This window comes from Serratia sp. J2, assembly GCF_046269175.1.
Lineage (GTDB): Bacteria > Pseudomonadota > Gammaproteobacteria > Enterobacterales > Enterobacteriaceae > Chania > Chania fonticola_C.
Window position 1 is genome coordinate 34,094 of record NZ_JBKABN010000014.1, and the last position, 17,320, is coordinate 51,413.

The 17,320-nt window shown below is 55.4% G+C and carries 17 protein-coding genes; 11 read left to right on the forward strand and 6 right to left on the reverse strand.

Translation table 11 applies throughout. The features are described from left to right. Positions 1-14: 14 nt before the first annotated feature. Both glpK and glpX read left to right on the forward strand, forming a co-directional pair. Entirely contained in the window at positions 15-1,523 is a 1,509-nt protein-coding gene (glpK, locus tag ACKWMY_RS15420; protein WP_074029938.1) for a glycerol kinase GlpK, read from the forward strand. A 121-nt stretch (positions 1,524-1,644) separates the two neighbouring features. Next, positions 1,645-2,655: a class II fructose-bisphosphatase gene (gene glpX / locus ACKWMY_RS15425; RefSeq protein ID WP_409486570.1), complete on the forward strand. Its 1,011-nt coding sequence runs from the start codon at positions 1,645-1,647 to the stop codon at positions 2,653-2,655. Positions 2,656-2,687: 32 nt separating this feature from the next. Here the strand turns inward: glpX and emrD are convergent, their stop codons facing one another. Further along, positions 2,688-3,872: a multidrug efflux MFS transporter EmrD gene (gene emrD / locus ACKWMY_RS15430; protein WP_024527903.1), complete on the reverse strand. Its 1,185-nt coding sequence runs from the start codon at positions 3,870-3,872 to the stop codon at positions 2,688-2,690. Positions 3,873-4,180: 308 nt separating this feature from the next. Between emrD and ACKWMY_RS15435 the strand changes: the two genes are divergently transcribed. Next, positions 4,181-4,804: a helix-turn-helix transcriptional regulator gene (locus ACKWMY_RS15435; RefSeq protein ID WP_021807227.1), complete on the forward strand. Its 624-nt coding sequence runs from the start codon at positions 4,181-4,183 to the stop codon at positions 4,802-4,804. A gap of 4 nt (positions 4,805-4,808) precedes the next feature. After that, complete coding sequence (gene fpr, locus ACKWMY_RS15440; RefSeq protein WP_021181881.1) at positions 4,809-5,555, forward strand: ferredoxin--NADP(+) reductase; 747 nt, start codon at positions 4,809-4,811, stop codon at positions 5,553-5,555. 1 nt (position 5,556) lies between these two features. On the opposite strand, the gene ACKWMY_RS15445 is transcribed toward fpr, so the two are convergent. Beyond that, on the reverse strand, positions 5,557-5,976 hold the full coding sequence (locus tag ACKWMY_RS15445; RefSeq protein WP_021181880.1) for a DUF805 domain-containing protein: 420 nt from the start codon (positions 5,974-5,976) through the stop codon (positions 5,557-5,559). 195 nt (positions 5,977-6,171) lie between these two features. On the opposite strand from ACKWMY_RS15445, the gene ACKWMY_RS15450 reads away from it, so the two are divergent. Both ACKWMY_RS15450 and tpiA read left to right on the forward strand, forming a co-directional pair. After that, positions 6,172-6,759, forward strand: a complete 588-nt coding sequence (locus tag ACKWMY_RS15450) for a DUF1454 family protein (RefSeq protein WP_409486609.1) — start codon at positions 6,172-6,174, stop codon at positions 6,757-6,759. Between the two features lie 127 nt (positions 6,760-6,886). Beyond that, the gene (gene tpiA / locus ACKWMY_RS15455) at positions 6,887-7,654 is read left to right on the forward strand and encodes a triose-phosphate isomerase (RefSeq protein WP_024482884.1); all 768 of its coding nucleotides are present in this window, start codon (positions 6,887-6,889) and stop codon (positions 7,652-7,654) included. Between the two features lie 65 nt (positions 7,655-7,719). Here the strand turns inward: tpiA and ACKWMY_RS15460 are convergent, their stop codons facing one another. The 4 genes from ACKWMY_RS15460 to cpxP all read right to left on the reverse strand — a co-directional run bounded on the left by ACKWMY_RS15460 (position 7,720) and on the right by cpxP (position 11,888). Continuing rightward, entirely contained in the window at positions 7,720-8,709 is a 990-nt protein-coding gene (locus ACKWMY_RS15460) for a sulfate ABC transporter substrate-binding protein (protein WP_409486571.1), read from the reverse strand. Positions 8,710-8,971: 262 nt separating this feature from the next. Then, complete coding sequence (gene pfkA, locus ACKWMY_RS15465) at positions 8,972-9,934, reverse strand: 6-phosphofructokinase (protein ID WP_024527901.1); 963 nt, start codon at positions 9,932-9,934, stop codon at positions 8,972-8,974. Positions 9,935-10,167: 233 nt separating this feature from the next. Next, positions 10,168-11,070 (reverse strand): CDF family cation-efflux transporter FieF, encoded by a 903-nt coding sequence (gene fieF, locus ACKWMY_RS15470; protein ID WP_071683735.1) that lies wholly within the window; start codon positions 11,068-11,070, stop codon positions 10,168-10,170. Positions 11,071-11,393: 323 nt separating this feature from the next. Further along, a complete protein-coding gene (gene cpxP / locus ACKWMY_RS15475; protein ID WP_024527899.1) occupies positions 11,394-11,888 on the reverse strand; it encodes a cell-envelope stress modulator CpxP in 495 nt (164 codons plus the stop codon). Positions 11,889-12,037: 149 nt separating this feature from the next. Between cpxP and cpxR the strand changes: the two genes are divergently transcribed. From cpxR to ACKWMY_RS15500, 5 genes are all read left to right on the forward strand, one after another. Then, a complete protein-coding gene (gene cpxR / locus ACKWMY_RS15480) occupies positions 12,038-12,736 on the forward strand; it encodes an envelope stress response regulator transcription factor CpxR (protein ID WP_021181873.1) in 699 nt (232 codons plus the stop codon). Then, entirely contained in the window at positions 12,733-14,103 is a 1,371-nt protein-coding gene (cpxA, locus tag ACKWMY_RS15485; RefSeq protein WP_024527898.1) for an envelope stress sensor histidine kinase CpxA, read from the forward strand. Before cpxR ends, cpxA begins: the two co-directional genes overlap by 4 nt. Before the next feature lie 57 nt (positions 14,104-14,160). After that, positions 14,161-14,634 carry a tRNA (uridine(34)/cytosine(34)/5-carboxymethylaminomethyluridine(34)-2'-O)-methyltransferase TrmL gene (trmL, locus tag ACKWMY_RS15490; RefSeq protein WP_021807233.1) on the forward strand — a complete coding sequence of 158 codons (474 nt, stop codon included), beginning with the start codon at positions 14,161-14,163 and terminating at the stop codon, positions 14,632-14,634. A 215-nt stretch (positions 14,635-14,849) separates the two neighbouring features. Then, positions 14,850-15,884, forward strand: a complete 1,035-nt coding sequence (gene rhaT / locus ACKWMY_RS15495) for an L-rhamnose/proton symporter RhaT (protein WP_024527897.1) — start codon at positions 14,850-14,852, stop codon at positions 15,882-15,884. Between the two features lie 10 nt (positions 15,885-15,894). Then, positions 15,895-17,319 (forward strand): L-fucose/L-arabinose isomerase family protein, encoded by a 1,425-nt coding sequence (locus ACKWMY_RS15500; RefSeq protein WP_024527896.1) that lies wholly within the window; start codon positions 15,895-15,897, stop codon positions 17,317-17,319. The last annotated feature ends 1 nt before the right edge of the window (position 17,320 follow it).

Consider the following 17,320-nt stretch of genomic DNA (forward strand, 5'->3'; position numbering starts at 1 on the left):
TAGGACTCAAAATTATGACAACCGAAAAAAAATACATTGTCGCCCTCGACCAGGGAACCACCAGTTCACGTGCCGTAGTGCTCGATCACGATGCCAATATTGTTGCGGTTTCACAGCGTGAATTTACGCAGATCTATCCGAAGGCCGGCTGGGTAGAACACGACCCGATGGAAATCTGGTCCTCACAAAGTTCCACCTTGGTCGAAGTGCTGGCCAAGGCCGATATCAGTTCTGACCAGATCGCTGGCATCGGCATCACCAACCAGCGTGAAACCACCATCGTCTGGGAAAAAGAGACCGGTAAACCGATTTATAACGCGATCGTCTGGCAGTGCCGCCGCACCGCCGACATCTGTGAAAAACTCAAGCGTGATGGCCTGGAAGAGTATATCCGCCACAATACCGGCCTGGTGGTCGACCCTTACTTCTCGGGCACCAAGGTCAAATGGATCCTCGACCACGTCGAAGGCGCGCGCGAACGTGCCAAGCGCGGTGAACTGCTGTTTGGTACCGTCGACACCTGGCTGGTGTGGAAGATGACTCAAGGGCGGGTTCACGTGACCGACTACACCAACGCCTCGCGTACCATGATGTTCAACATCCATGAGCTGGACTGGGACGATCGTATGCTGGAAGCGCTGGATATCCCGCGCGCCATGCTGCCAAACGTCCGTCCTTCTTCCGAAGTGTATGGCCAGACCAACATCGGGGGTAAAGGCGGGACGCGTATTCCTATCGCCGGGATCGCCGGTGACCAGCAGGCGGCGCTGTATGGCCAACTCTGCGTCCAGCCGGGTATGGCGAAAAACACCTACGGCACCGGCTGCTTCCTGTTGATGAATACCGGCAAAGAGGCCGTGCGTTCCAACCACGGCCTGCTGACTACCATCGCCTGCGGCCCACGCGGTGAAGTGAACTATGCGCTGGAAGGTGCGGTATTTATTGGCGGCGCCTCTATCCAGTGGCTGCGCGACGAGCTGAAACTGATCAGCGATGCCGCCGACTCCGAATACTTCGCGACCAAGGTCAAAGACAGCAATGGCGTCTACGTGGTTCCCGCCTTTACCGGCCTGGGTGCCCCCTACTGGGACCCGTATGCCCGTGGCGCCATCTTCGGCCTGACCCGTGGCGTCAACAGCAACCACATCATCCGCGCCACGCTGGAGTCTATCGCCTACCAGACTCGCGACGTGCTGGATGCCATGCAAGCCGATGCCAATACCCGTCTGCAAGCGCTGCGTGTGGATGGTGGTGCGGTAGCCAACAACTTCCTGATGCAGTTCCAGTCCGATATCCTCGGCACCCGTGTCGAGCGTCCTGAGGTGCGTGAAGTGACAGCGTTGGGCGCAGCCTTCCTGGCCGGGTTGGCGATTGGCTACTGGAACGATCTGGATGAGGTGAAGAGCAAAGCCACCATCGAGCGTGAATTCCGCCCAGGTATCGAAACTACCGAGCGTAACTTCCGCTATAGCGGCTGGAAAAAGGCCGTGGCTCGTGCGCAAGCCTGGGAAGATCACGACTGATTCGTTTTACTCTGCAACAGCGCTGCCTACGGGCAGCGTTTTTTTTGCCTCGCCCTGCCGCCTCCCCCCTGTGATAAACTTTGCCGATATTCTCTTCCCTTTACTCACTGACAGGTTTGCCATGAAACGTGAATTAGCCATCGAATTTTCCCGCGTTACCGAAGCCGCCGCACTTGCGGGTTATAAATGGTTGGGACGCGGCGACAAAAACGCCGCCGACGGTGCCGCCGTCAATGCCATGCGCATTATGCTCAACAGGGTGGATATCGATGGCCGGATCGTGATCGGTGAAGGTGAGATTGATGAAGCTCCGATGCTGTATATCGGTGAAAACGTCGGCACCGGGATTGGCGATGCGGTGGATATCGCCGTCGATCCCATCGAAGGCACGCGCATGACCGCAATGGGGCAATCCAATGCGCTGGCAGTCCTGGCGGTAGGCGATCGCGGCACCTTCCTGCACGCTCCTGATATGTACATGGAAAAACTGGTCGTCGGCCCGCAGGCGCGTGGAGTGATCGACCTCAACTTGCCGCTAGCCACCAACCTGAACAACATCGCGGCCCGCCTAGGTAAGCCACTGACTGAGCTGACTGTGATCACTCTGGCTAAACCACGCCACGATGCAGTGATCGCAGAAATGCAGCAGCTCGGGGTGAAGGTTTTCGCTATTCCCGACGGTGATGTCGCCGCGTCGATCCTGACCTGTATGCCGGAAAGCGAAGTGGATGTGATGTACGGCATCGGTGGCGCACCGGAAGGCGTGATCTCCGCTGCGGTGATCCGTGCGCTGGATGGCGATATGCAAGCCCGCCTGCTGGCTCGTCATCAGGTCAAAGGGGATAACGAAGATAATCGCCGTATCGGCGAGCAGGAGCTGGCCCGTTGTAAAGAAATGGGTATCGAAGCCGGTAAGGTGTTGGTGCTGGATGAAATGGCGCGCAACGATAATGTGATCTTTGCCGCGACGGGCATCACCAAAGGCGATCTGCTGGAGGGCATCACCCGCAAAGGTAATATGGCCACCACCGAAACCCTGTTAATCCGAGGCAAATCGCGCACTATCCGCCGCATCCGTTCGACCCACTATCTGGATCGCAAAGACGCAGCGCTGCACGAATTCCTGCTTTGACGCCTAGGGGCGCAGAGCGCGCCCCATCTCTATCAGGCGGTATGTCCCTGATGCTGCATACGGCTCGATAGCGGCCACCAGCACAGCAAAATCAGCAACGCCATGGCAAACATCAACAACCCAAGGCTGAACTGCCCGGTTTGCGGCAGCATGGCTGACAGCCAGGTCGCCAGGCCAGACCCCATATTCTGCATGCCGCCCACCAGGGCACCCGCAGCCCCTGCCAGATAAGGGAACGGCTCCATCGCACCTGTGGTCGCCAAGGGGAATAGCATCCCGGCACCGAAGAAGAACAGTGCTGCAGGTACGATCAGCGTCCAGATATTCATCACCCCGAACCAGCCAGGGATCCACATCATCAGGCCGGCCAACAGGCAACTGATCACCGAATGCCACATCAGGCTGTGGAAGGTTTTGCCATCACGCCCGGCATACCAGGCTCCAAAGAACGCAGCCGGGATCGGCAGGATAAACAGGATACTGACGGTCAAACCGCTCAGGCCCAACACTCCCCCCATCAACACGCCACAGCTGGCTTCAAAGACGGCGATACCGGCCAGAGCGCCGATCAACATCACCAGATAGCAGCTGAAAGTGCCATCCGCCAACAGTTGGCGGAAGCTGGAGAACATACGGCGTTTTTCCGTCTGCTGCGGCCGGGTTTCCGGCAACCAACGGAACATGGCAAACGCTACACTGGCGCACAACACCAGCAGGAAGCCATAACAAGCCCGCCAACCAAACATCATCGCCAACCCCCCGCCAATTACCGGAGCCAACAGCGGGCTGACCAGAATGCCCATATTCAGCAGGCTATTGGCGTAGCGTAGGGAAGTGCCCGCATACAAGTCGCGCGGCATGGTTCTGGCCATCACGCCCGCCACGCCGGTGCCCATCCCTTGAACCGCGCTGGCAGCCACCAACATCGATAGACTGTTGGCCAGCAAAGCGCCCAAGGCGCCGAGCAGGAAAATCATCATGCCAGCCAGGATCACCGGGCGGCGGCCAATGCGATCGGAAAGCGGTCCGTAGATCAACTGTGAGAAACCATAGGTCAGCAGGTAAGCCGCCATGACGCGCTGCACTGAGCCGGAGGGCACCGAGAGATCGCGGGCAATATCGGCGATAATCGGCACATAAATGGTTTGCGCCATCTGACCGACGGCAACCAGCAGGATCAGCATCACCAGCAGGTGGAAGTTCTCAATTTTTCTCATTATCTTCATTAGCTTATTCAGTGTTGCGACACTCAACCCCGCCCAATAACCCAGGGGGAACCACAGAGCAGCTTCTCAGCGTCGCATAAGCTAACAAATCTAATTTTTTTAGCGAGTTTCAGACAAATATAGATCGCCGTCACACTGGCATCTATCGCTACCAGTCTCGTAAATCAAACTGTACGTATCTGTTGTCATAACGGGAAAGAGTTAAAAATGATAAACTTGTATCAGATTAGCTTTAACACTTAATCGATAATTATTTCCATCAACTTGAAATAAGATACCGCCACAGGGATTTGGGTTTTATGAAAACACCAGAGCTGATTTTATTGCAGTTAAAAACCTTGGGTCCTCATTCTGCCAAAATGCTGGCAGAGCGGCTGGAAATCACGCCGATGGGGATCCGCCAGCATCTGCAATCCCTTGAACAACGTGAGCTGGTTTGCTACGAGGAAACGCGCGCCAAAGTAGGCCGCCCGACGCGTTACTGGTCTTTGACCCAACAGGGCCATGCCCAGTTTGCCGACGGACACGATCGGCTTTCGGCGATCCTGCTGGAGTCAGCACATGAGCTGTTCGGTGCCGAAGGCATAGAAAAGCTGATCCGTGCTCGCGAGGATAAACTCTATCACCGGTACGCCGATGAGCTGGCAGAGGAAGAAGACCATCTCAGCAAGCTCAATCGCCTGGTTAACCTACGCCAGCGTGACGGCTACATGGCGGAACTGTTGGAAAGCCCGCAGGGGATGTTGCTGGTGGAAAACCACTGCCCAATCGGCGTGGCGGCCCATACTTGCAGCAACCTGTGCAACTCCGAACTGCAACTGTTCCACCGCCTGTTTGGTAAAGGCTACCGGATAGAACGTACCGCGCATGCCATCTCCGGCTCACGACATTGTGCTTATTTGATCCGACCACGGGAGCGTTAAAAGTATGGCTGAATGGGTTAACGGCAAAGTGACAGGGGTACAACATTGGACCGATGGCTTGTTCAGCATCACCGTCAATGCCCCGATCGACAGTTTCACCGCAGGGCAGTTTGCCAAGCTGTCACTAGAAATAGACGGCGAGCGCGTTCAGCGTGCCTATTCTTACGTTAATGCCCCCAGCGATCCTAACCTGGAGTTTTATCTGGTCACAGTGCCAGAAGGAAAACTCAGCCCAAGCCTCCATCAGTTGCAGCCCGGAGCGGAGGTGATGGTCACCAAAGAAGCCGCCGGATTCTTTGTGCTCGAAGAAGTGCCAGACTGCGATACCTTATGGATGCTGGCGACCGGCACCGCCATCGGCCCTTATCTGTCGATCCTGCAAGAAGGCAAAGATCTGGATCGCTTCAACAACCTGGTATTGGTGCACGCCGCACGATTTGCTCGCGATCTCAGCTACCTGCCGCTGATGCAGCAGCTGCAACAGCGTTTTAACGGCAAACTACGCATTCAAACCGTGGTCAGCCGCGAAGAAGTAGCTGGCTCATTGACCGGGCGCGTTCCGGCTCTGCTGGAGGATGGGCGGCTGGAAGCGGCGGTTGGTTTGACCCTGGATGCCGAAACCAGCCATGTGATGCTGTGCGGCAACCCGCAGATGGTGCGAGATACCCAGCAAACGCTGAAAGAGAAGTACCAGATGCGCAAACATCTGCGCCGCAAGCCGGGCCATATCACCAGCGAGCATTACTGGTAGTTCAGCGGAATTTTACCGGTTCGGCCTCTGGCCCGAATCGGTTATCCCCTGGGGTGCCAAGAAAAGCCCCCAGATCGATCGCCATCATCACCACAATCAGCGTCGGAATAAAACGCCCCACGCCCCACTGCCAGACCGGCGCCAACATCTGCCAGTTACCAGCCGCCAATATCCACGCCAGGATCAACAGCAACGCCCACCAGCCCTTTTTATTACGATCGTGCAGGCGCTTGACCAGCACCGCCGCCGTTGGCCACAACAGCGCCACGATGCAAAAGGCGATGGTTTGGATCGCTACCACATCGTAGTTGGCCAGCGTGAAAGCCACCGCCATCAGCACCACCCAGACTGCCATCCAGATCCAGAAGTCGCGCCGCCCGATACGGCCCTTAAAGGAAAAACACCATTGCTGTAAGCTCATCGATTCATGCACTCTTGGCCTGCCCATATTCTGCGCCGCAGTGTAACATAGGCCATACCGGGTTGAGCTAGCCCCGGCAAAACGCAAACCATCGCACCGCCTTGCGTCAGCAAACGACAATCACGAGGAATTTTTGACAATTCACCCGGGTTATCGTTTTAATCGGAGTCATCTTTGTTACCGATGCCGTATACCATGCTGAAAAAAATCATCGTTATAGCCTGCCTGTGTTTCCCTATCGGCAGTGCTTGGGCCGATCCACCGGATACGCCTACCGAAGCTCCGGCGAACGCGCCCTATTTACTGGCTGGCGCGCCCACCTTCGATCTGACGGTGGTGCAATTTCGCGAAAAATACAACCGCGACAACCCAACGCTGCCAATTGGTGAGTTTCGCGTCGTCCCCTCCAGAGAGGATGACTCTCCTTTACTGACCCGCGCAGCCAGCAAGATTAACGAAAACCTGTACGCCTCTACCGCACTGGAAAAAGGCACCGGTAAGATTAAAACCATGCAGATTACCCATTTACTGTTGCAGGATGGCGAAGAAAAAGCGGCCAAAGCCATCGTGGTGAACTACATGGCGGCCCTGAGCCGACAGTTTGAACCGACACTCACCGTGGAAGAAAGCATTATCAAGGTGAACAACCTGCTGGAAAAAGGCAAAGGCTCCTACTTCTACCAGCAACAGGTCGGGGCAATACGCTATGTGGTGGCAGATAACGGCGATAAGGGGGTAACCTTCGCCGTTGAACCGATTAAGCTAACGCTATCTGAACCCTGATACCCCAGCAATTAATGACAAAAAGCAAAGCCTTTGCACTGATTCATCTCTATACTGTTGGGCAGGTAAACTGCCTGTCCGGCAGTTGTCATTTAGACTCTCGCGTCCCCTTTTTGGAGGAAAACACATGCGTCATCCATTAGTAATGGGTAACTGGAAGCTTAACGGCAGCGTTCACATGGTTAACGAACTGATCGCCGCCTTGCGTAAAGAACTGAGCAGCGTTGACGGTTGTGGCGTTGCCATCGCACCTCCAGTCATGTATCTGGATCTGGCCAAGCACGAACTGGGCGGCAGCCGCATCGCACTGGGCGCACAGAACGTCGACATCAACCTGTCTGGCGCCTTCACCGGTGAAGTTTCTGCCACCATGCTCAAAGACGTGGGTGCTGAATACATCATCATCGGCCACTCAGAGCGCCGTACCTATCACAAAGAAACCGACGCCGCGATCGCAGAGAAATTTGCCGTGTTGAAAGCCGCTGGCCTGATCCCAGTGCTGTGCATCGGTGAAACCGAAGCAGAAAACGAAGCGGGTAAAACCGAAGAAGTTTGTGCGCGCCAGATCGACGCCGTGCTGAAAACCCAGGGCGCTGAAGCGTTCAAAGGCACCGTCATCGCTTATGAGCCAGTGTGGGCTATCGGTACCGGTAAATCTGCCACCCCAGCGCAAGCTCAGGCAGTACACAAATTTATCCGTGACCATATCGCCAAGCAAGACGCTGCAGTAGCAGCCGAAGTGATCATCCAGTACGGCGGTTCCGTGAACGATAAGAACGCCGCAGAGCTGTTTGCTCAGCCAGACATCGACGGCGCGCTGGTTGGCGGCGCATCGCTGAAAGCTGACGCTTTCGCCGTGATCGTCAAAGCCGCTGCCCAAGCGAAAAAAGCCTGATTTCATCCGGCCTGAAATAACAAAACCCCGGCTTGCCGGGGTTTTTTATGGCCCACAGATGGCGATCAGCGCTTGCTGATTTCGTCAAAGATCCCGCCGGTAGCAAAGTGCACCTTCTGCGCTTCAGTCCAACCGCCAAAAGTATCATCCACGGTGAACAGCTTCAGTTTTGGGAACTGCTCGGCGAATTTGGCTGCAACGGCTGCATCACGCGGACGGTAGTAGTTGTTGGCCGCAATAGTCTGACCTTCCGGGGAATACAGATACTTCAGGTAAGCCGTGGCCACATCACGGGTGCCACGTTTATCAACGACCTTGTCCACCACCGATACCGTCGGTTCGGCCAGAATGGATTCGCTCGGAGTGATGATTTCAAATTTGTCTTTACCCAGCTCTTTTTCTGCCAGCAAGGCTTCGTTTTCCCAAGCGATCAGCACATCACCGATGCCGCGCTCAACGAAGGTATTGGTTGCGCCACGTGCGCCGGAATCCAGCACTTCCACATTGCGGTACAGCTCTTTAACGAACTCCTGAGCCTTGGCTTTATCACCACCGTTCTGGTGCAGGGCATAACCCCAGGCAGCCAGATAGTTCCAACGGGCACCGCCAGAGGTTTTCGGGTTCGGTGTAATAACCGACACGCCGGGTTTCACCAGATCAGCCCAATCATGGATCTGTTTTGGGTTGCCTTTACGCACCAGGAAAACGATGGTCGAGGTATAAGGTGCTGAGTTGTCTGGCAGGCGCTTGATCCACGCTTTATCAATACGACCACGTTCGGCAATGGCGTCCACGTCGTATGCCAGCGCCAGCGTGACCACATCCGCTTCGATGCCATTAATCACCGAGGTCGCCTGCTTGCCTGAACCGCCATGTGACTGACGCACGGTAACCTTATCGCCAGTCTGCTGCTGCCAATACTTACCAAACGCCGTGTTATATTCCTGGTAGAACTCACGCGTTGGATCGTATGAGACGTTCAGCAGTTGAATATCTTTCGCCATGGCACTCGATGCCAACAGCAGTAAAGTCAGACCCACACCCCATTTTTGCATTGCCGTTCCCCCAGAAAATGACGCAACCTCAAGCGGTTGATTTAGCATCAAAGCCTGCCAGAAACTTCCCTCACAATTAAAGAATAAAAAATGTGGTACTAGACCATTCTGGAATATAGCGATGACAGACGAAAAAAAGCCTCCCAAACGGAGGCTCTAGATTGATGACCAAGTGCCAATGCGGCTGAACTTGTAGAGGCGAACATGTTCGCCCGAAGGGGCGCCGTATATACCGCGCCCGCTTAGCAGCATCAGGGGCGGATTAGTACAGCTTTTTCGCCGTTTCCAACCAGTCACCTTTGAACGGACGCTTCATGTTTTCGATCGCGTCAACGATGTCGTGGTGCACCATCTTCTCGTTCTGGATCCCTACACAACGGCCACCGTAACCTTGCAGCAGCAGGTCGATGGAGTACGCGCCCATGCGGGAAGCCAGAATACGGTCATAGGCAACCGGTGAACCACCACGCTGGATGTGGCCCAATACGGTAGCACGGGTTTCACGCTTGGTTTCCTGCTCGATGTGGCGCGCCAGTTCGTCGATGTCACAGATATGCTCGGTGATCGCCACGATGGCGTGCTTTTTACCTTTGGCAATACCGGCTTTGATTTCATTAACCAGATCGTCACGGCTGAATTCGATTTCCGGCAGGACGATAAATTCACAACCACCGGCAATGGCCGCCGCCAGGGTCAGGTCGCCACAGTAACGCCCCATCACTTCCACGATAGAGATACGTTGGTGTGATGAAGAGGTGTCGCGCAGACGGTCAATTGCTTCCACCACGGTTTCCAACGCGGTGAAGTAACCGATGGTGTAGTCGGTGCCTGCAACGTCGTTATCGATGGTGCCAGGCAAACCGATGCATGGGAAACCTTCTTCGGTCAGGCGTTTCGCCCCCATGTAGGAGCCGTCACCGCCGATGACCACCAGCGCATCAATGCCGCGGTTTTTCAGGTTTTCAATCGCCTTGGCGCGCACGCTGTCATCCCTGAACTCTGGAAAACGCGCAGAACCCAGGAAGGTGCCACCACGGTTGATCATGTCAGACACGCTATAGCGGTCTAATTGCTCCATGCGATCTTCGTACAAACCAAGGTAGCCATCGTAAATACCAAATACTTCCAGACCTTCTGTGAGCGCAGCACGCACAACGCCACGGATGGCAGCGTTCATACCTGGGGCGTCACCGCCACTCGTCAGTACACCGATTTTCTTGATCATGACTACCTCTGAACTGTAGATGCAATTTCTTAAGAATTCTGTATTCGCCGACTCACCGGGTATCTCTCCAACGGCGCAAAACCAGCTTTACGGCTTTTATTGCTGGATATTATAACAAAAACACCCAGCTGAATTGATTCAGGTCACGCAACATCAAGGAAAAAACTTCACATGGCACGGCGTGCTAACACCGTGATTTCTCAATCCACCCAACATTGACCTATGTCTGTTGATTATAGTTCCCAATGCCCCTGTCGGCCTTGAGGAACAACAGAGCAGGGATCCTGGTGAATAATCACGTCGGCCCCAGGGAAACGATGCAACAATGCCTGCTCCACCTGTTCTGCCAGAATATGCGCCTGCATCAACGGCAGGGTGTCTTCCATTTCCAAATGCAACTGGATAAACCGCGTTGGCCCAGACTGCCGCGTACGCAGATCGTGCGCACCTTTCACACCCGGCCACGACGATACCACATCGATAATTGCCTGACGCTCTTCATCCGGCAAGGCGCGATCCAGCAGGGACTGCACCGCCTCGTATCCCATACGCAGCGCGCTGTAGAGAATATAAACCCCAATGCCCAGGGCAAACAGCGCGTCCGCACGGTGAAATCCGTACCAGCTTAGCCCAAGTGCTATCAAAATAGCACCATTCATCATCACATCTGACTGATAATGCAGCATATCGGCCCGTACCGCCTGGCTGCGTGTTTTTCTGACCACCCAGCGCTGATAGGTCACCAGGATGAGAGTGCTAATCAACGCAATGATAGTCACTGCTACCCCTATACCCGGCGAATTCAGGGGCTGCGGAGAATACAGATGCTGGAAGCCGGTCAAGAACAGGAACAGGGCAGAACCGGAGATAAACATGCTTTGCGCCAGCGCCGCCAGCGACTCGGCCTTGCCATGGCCAAAGGTGTGCTCTTCATCAGCCGGCTGCAACGAGTAGCGTACCACCAGCAGGTTGGTTAACGATGCGGCAATATCCACCAACGAATCCACTAAAGCCGCCAACAGGCTGACCGATCCGGTGAGATACCAGGCAACGATCTTGATCAACAGTAGAACGGAGGCCATTCCGGTGGCGGCTAAAGCAGCGGACTGCACCAGCCGCGCATATTGCTGTTCCATAAAAAACCCCAACCAAAGTTTATGGGCTTTAGTATAACGGAATGCGGGGTAAAAAAAGTCCCGCCATCATCATGGGATGCTTGTCAGCTAAGCAAAAAAATCTGGCAAAACGTGCAGTAATGTCGCTCTCCCTAGATAAGTATTCATAAGGTATCCAGGTTAGAAGGCGCGTCCACACTCAACGGTTTTTGAAAATCCGCCGCCGTCTAGCATAGAATTAATCCATTGTTTTTTAAGTAAATTTATTTTATGGAAATAAAAAAAACCCCCTCATCATGAGGGGGAAGACAGGGATGGTGTCTATGGCAAGGAAAAACAGGGGATTACTCAGTCATACTCAACTTCTGGGCAGAAGTTTGCTGCAAACCAGAAATCTGTTGCTTCATCAGCTGCACACGCTGCTGATGCTTCTGGTCTAAAACACTTTTTTGCTCTGGCGTCAGCAGGTTATACATTTGGTTGCGTACCCGGGCCATTTCGACCTGGCGCTTAACCTGTTCCTGAGCCATTTTTTCCGCCTGGGCCTGCACGGCGGCTTCATCAAATTTATCTGCGGTGACCAGCTTATGCATGGTTTCCACTTCGTCTACATTAACACCAGGCAGATCGTAACGGGCCTGGCGCATCAAATCGCGCATTTGCTGGCGTTGATGTTCGGTCAAGCGAACGCCGTCAAACATGTGATTCTGGCCAAGCGCTCTCAACAGTGCATCATTAGCAGGAGGTTGGACAGTTTCCGGTGTAGTATCAGCAGCAAAGGCAGCGGTAGAACCTAATGCCAAAATTGATGCCATAACTACTGCGGTCACCTTAACCATTTTTACTCCTCGAGCTTTCTCACTTTGCGAATCAACGAGGAGCAGTGTATCGCTGCACCTGCAAACATGCGTCAGTGCATGTAAAACTACGTAAAGTCATGGAATAGCAACAGTTGATGACGTATTTTGCGTCAGGAGGTAAATCACATATGCACAAAATTCTGTTAGTTGACGACGACCGCGAGCTCACCTCGCTACTGAAAGAACTGCTTGAAATGGAAGGCTTTAACATCGTTGTGGCTCACGACGGTGAACAGGCGTTGTCGTTACTGGACAGCTCCATCGATCTGCTGTTGCTCGATATCATGATGCCGAAGAAAAACGGTATCGATACGCTGAAAGAATTGCGCCAGCACCACCAGACGCCGGTGATCATGCTAACCGCTCGCGGCAGCGAATTGGACCGGGTCCTTGGCCTGGAACTGGGTGCGGACGACTACCTGGCAAAACCCTTTAACGATCGCGAACTGGTTGCCCGCATCCGGGCCATTCTGCGCCGTTCCAACTGGAGCGAACAGCAACAGAATGTGGATACCAGCGCACCTACGCTGGACGTTGACGGCCTACAACTGAACCCCGGCCGCCAGGAAGCCAGCTTCGACGGGCAAGTGCTGGATCTGACAGGCACCGAATTTACCCTGCTATATTTGCTGGCACAACATCTCGGCCAGGTAGTTTCCCGTGAACTCCTCAGCCAGGAAGTGCTGGGCAAACGCCTGACGCCGTTCGATCGCGCCATTGATATGCATATCTCCAACCTGCGGCGCAAACTGCCGGACCGCAAAGATGGGCATCCTTGGTTCAAAACCCTGCGCGGACGGGGCTATCTGATGGTATCAGCAGCATGATCAACAGCTTGACGGCACGCATCTTCGCCATTTTCTGGTTCACATTGGCCCTGGTGCTGATGTTGGTGTTGATGGTGCCCAAACTCGACTCCCGCCAAATGACCACGCTGCTGGAAAGCGAACAGCGGCAGGGGTTGATGCTGGAACAGCATGTCGAAGCCGAACTGCAAAACGATCCGGCCAACGATCTGATGTGGTGGCGCCGCCTGTTCCGCGCCATCGAAAAATGGGCACCGCCGGGCCAGCGCCTGTTGTTGGTGACCAGCGAAGGGCGAGTGATCGGCGCGCAGCGCAACGAAATGCAGATCGTGCGCAACTTTATCGGCCAGTCGGACAACTCCGACCAACCGCAAAAGAAAAAATATGGCCGCGTCGAACTGGTTGGCCCGTTCTCGGTGCGTGATGGTGAAGACAATTACCAGTTGTACCTGATCCGCCCGGCCAGCAGCTCGCAGTCCGATTTTATCAACCTGATGTTCGACCGGCCGCTGTTGCTGCTGATCGTCACCATGTTGATCAGTGCCCCACTGTTGCTGTGGCTGGCCTGGAGCCTGGCCAAACCGGCGCGTAAGTTGAAAAATGCCGCCGATGATGTAGCCCGTGGCAACCTTAAGCAACACCCAGAGCTGGAAGCCGGGCCGCAGGAATTCCTTGCCACCGGGGCCAGTTTCAACCAGATGGTCAGCGCGCTCGAAAGGATGATGACGGCCCAGCAACGGCTGATTTCCGATATCTCCCACGAATTGCGCACCCCGTTAACGCGTCTACAGCTGGCAACCGCCCTGATGCGCCGCCGCCACGGTGAAGGCCATGAACTGGCGCGTATCGAAACCGAAGCCCAACGGCTGGATTCGATGATTAACGATCTGCTGTTGCTCTCCCGTGGCCAACAGAAAAGCGAGCTGGTGCGCGAACTGCTGAAGGCCAACGAACTGTGGGCCGACGTGCTGGACAACGCCAGTTTCGAAGCCGAACAGATGGGCAAACAGCTGGAGGTCACCTCCCCTCCTGGCCCATGGACGATTTACGGCAACGCAGGTGCCCTGGACAGTGCGCTGGAGAATATTGTGCGTAATGCCCTGCGTTATTCCAATACGCGCATCGCGGTGGCATTCAGCGCCGATAATCAGGGGATCACCATCGTGGTGGACGATGATGGCCCAGGCGTCAGCCCGGAAGATCGTGAGCAGATTTTCCGGCCGTTCTACCGCACCGATGAAGCACGCGATCGTCAATCCGGCGGTACCGGGCTGGGCTTGGCCATCGTCGAATCCGCCGTCAATCAGCATCGCGGCTGGGTGAAAGCGGAAGACAGCCCGCTGGGTGGCCTGCGTCTGGTGCTGTGGTTGCCGCTGCATCAGCGCTAATCGCCAGCACCCAAAGATTTTGCTATTCTGCGCCCCTCGTCATGAGGGGCTTTTTACATGCTGAATATCGTTTTATTTGAACCTGAAATTCCGCCGAACACCGGCAACATCATTCGCCTGTGCGCCAACACCGGTTTCCAACTGCATCTGATCGAACCTATGGGCTTCCCGTGGGACGACAAACGCCTGCGCCGTGCCGGGTTGGATTATCATGAATTTGCCTGCATCAAGCGCCATGCCGACTATGCCGCCTTCCTCGCCAGCGAAAATCCACAGCGGCTGTTTGCCCTGACCACCAAAGGCACACCGGCGCATAGCGCTGTCAGCTATCAGGCTGGGGACTATCTGCTGTTTGGCCCGGAAACCCGTGGCCTGCCCGCCAGCATTCTGGATGCGTTGCCCGCACAGCAGAAGATCCGTATTCCCATGCAGGCCCAAAGCCGCAGCATGAATCTGTCCAATGCCGTCTCAGTGGTAGTTTACGAAGCCTGGCGCCAACTGGGTTATGCGGGCGCACTGCTTAAAGAGTAATCCCTATTGGGCGATCGCCTGCCAGCCAGACATCGCCCGATCGCCGCCCTGCCAAATTTGTGATCGTCAACACCCGCACCCGCTGAATTTTGCCATGCTCTCCCGGCAACCGGCAGCCAACCGAAGGTTCCTTCCCTAGTGTCTCTTTAGACTCCCTGTTCATCCGTGGTCTCTGCGCTCTACGTCACCACGCCAACAACAACAAGGATAACAAGATGAACAACGCCATTCTGCTAGGGATACTCTGGCACCTGGTCGGGGCGGCCAGTGCGGCCTGCTTCTACGCACCATTCAAACAGGTCAAAAACTGGTCTTGGGAAACCATGTGGTCGATCGGCGGTTTCGTTTCCTGGCTGATCCTGCCTTGGGCCATCAGCTATATGCTGCTGCCCGATTTTTGGCAGTATTACGGCTCATTCAGCGCCGCCACCCTGCTACCGGTATTCCTGTTTGGCGCTATGTGGGGGATCGGTAATATCAACTATGGCCTGACCATGCGCTATCTCGGGATGTCGATGGGGATTGGTATCGCCATCGGCATCACGTTGATCATAGGCACATTGATGACACCGCTATTGCAGGGCCGCTTTGAACTACTGTTCGGCACTGCAGGTGGCCGCCTGTCGCTGGTTGGGGTATTTGTGGCGTTGGTCGGCGTGGTGATCGTCAGCTATGCAGGCTTGCTGAAAGAGCGGGCCATGGGCATCCGCGCCGAGGAGTTCAGCCTCAAGAAGGGACTGGCGCTGGCGGTGATGTGCGGCATTTTCTCCGCCGGGATGTCCTTCGCCATGGACGCGGCCAAACCGATGCATGAAGCCGCCGGAGCACTGGGCATCGACCCGTTGTATGTTGCCCTGCCAAGCTATGTGGTGATTATGGGCGGCGGCGCGTTGATCAACCTGGGCTACTGCCTGATCCGCCTGGCCACCTTGAAAAATATCTCGGTGAAAGCCGATTTCTCACTGCCGAAAAAGCTGCTGGTCGCCAACGTGCTGTTCTCGATGCTGGCCGGGCTGATGTGGTATCTGCAATTCTTCTTCTACGCCTGGGGCCACGCCAAGATCCCGGCACAATACGACTACATGAGCTGGATGCTGCACATGAGTTTCTACGTACTGTGCGGCGGCATCGTCGGGCTACTGCTGAAAGAGTGGAAATGCGGGACCAGAAAGCCGGTGGCAGTGCTATGCCTCGGTTGCCTGGTGATTATACTGGCTGCCAACATCGTTGGCTTGGGCATGGCATCTTGAGGGGCGAAAGATGAATAGTCCTTTGAATATCTTGCTATTTGGTATCGGGCTTGACACTTACTGGCCGCAGTTTAGCGGCCTTAAGCCCCGCCTTGAAGGTTACCTCGAACAGATCGCCGAACGCCTTTCCAGCGGTCACCTGATTCAGCGTGGTGGGCTGGTGGATTCGGTCGCTGCCGCCGATGCGTTGTTGGCAGAGGCTCGCCACCAGCCGGTAGACGTGGTGGTGCTTTACATCAGCACCTACGCGCTGAGTGCCACCGTATTACCGCTGGTGCAAGCCCTGGGTAAACCGGTGTTGGTATTAGCCTTGCAGCCAGAGGCCGGTTTGCCCTACCAGAAAATACTCGCCATGGCAGATCGCGGCGATCGCACTGGCGAATGGCTTGCCCATTGCCAGGCGTGTAGCGCTCCCGAATTGGCCAACGTGTTTAATCGCGCCGGGATCGAGTATCAACTGCTGGTGGGGGCATTACAGGGCGATCCACAAGTCTGGCAGGAGTTGGACAACTGGCTGACCGCTTTCGCGTTGCGTAATGCGTTACGCACCACACAGATCGGCCTGCTCGGCCACTATTACGACGGGATGATCGACGTCTACAGCAATCTGACCAACCTTTCCGCACGGCTTGGTGTGCGTTTCAAACCGCTGGAAATGTGCGAGCTGAACGCTCTGCGCCAACAAAGCACCACAGCGCAAATTCAGCTTAAGCGGGATGAAATGCACAACGCCTTTGTGGTGGACGAGCTCTGTTCAGAGGCCGAATTGCAACGCGCTGCGCATACCGCCTGCGCGCTGGATCGGCTGGTAGAACGGCATGGGCTGGGCGCAATGGCCTATTATTACGAAGGGCAAAACGGCAATGATTACGAGAATATCGTTACGTCGGTGATTGCAGGTAACACCCTGCTGACCCAAAAAGGCATCCCGGTCGCCGGTGAGTATGAAGTCAAAAACGCGATCGCCATGAAAATCCTCGCCCTGCTGGGAGCTGGTGGATCCTTCTCCGAACCTTACGGCATCGAATTCGAGGATGACGCTGTGCTATGGGGCCACGATGGGCCTGCGCATCCGCTGATGGCAGAGGGCGATGTACGCCTGGTGCCGCTGCCGGTGTATCACGGCAAGCCGGGTTGTGGCGTTTCGATTCAGATGTCGGTGAAAAACGGCCCGGTCACCTTCTTGTCTGTGGTTGAGGAACGTGACGGCGACGTCGTGTTGCAGTATGCCGAAGGGCTTTCGGTGGCGGGGGAAACGCTGGATATCGGCAATACCAACAGCCGCTACCGTTTCAGCCTGGATGCCAGGACCTTTACCCGTGAGTGGTCCTTGGCTGGCCCTGCCCACCACTGCGCTATCGGCATTGGCCATCAGGGAGAACGGCTGGAAAAACTCGCCCAGATATTGCATATCCGCACGAACCGGATCGCCTAGC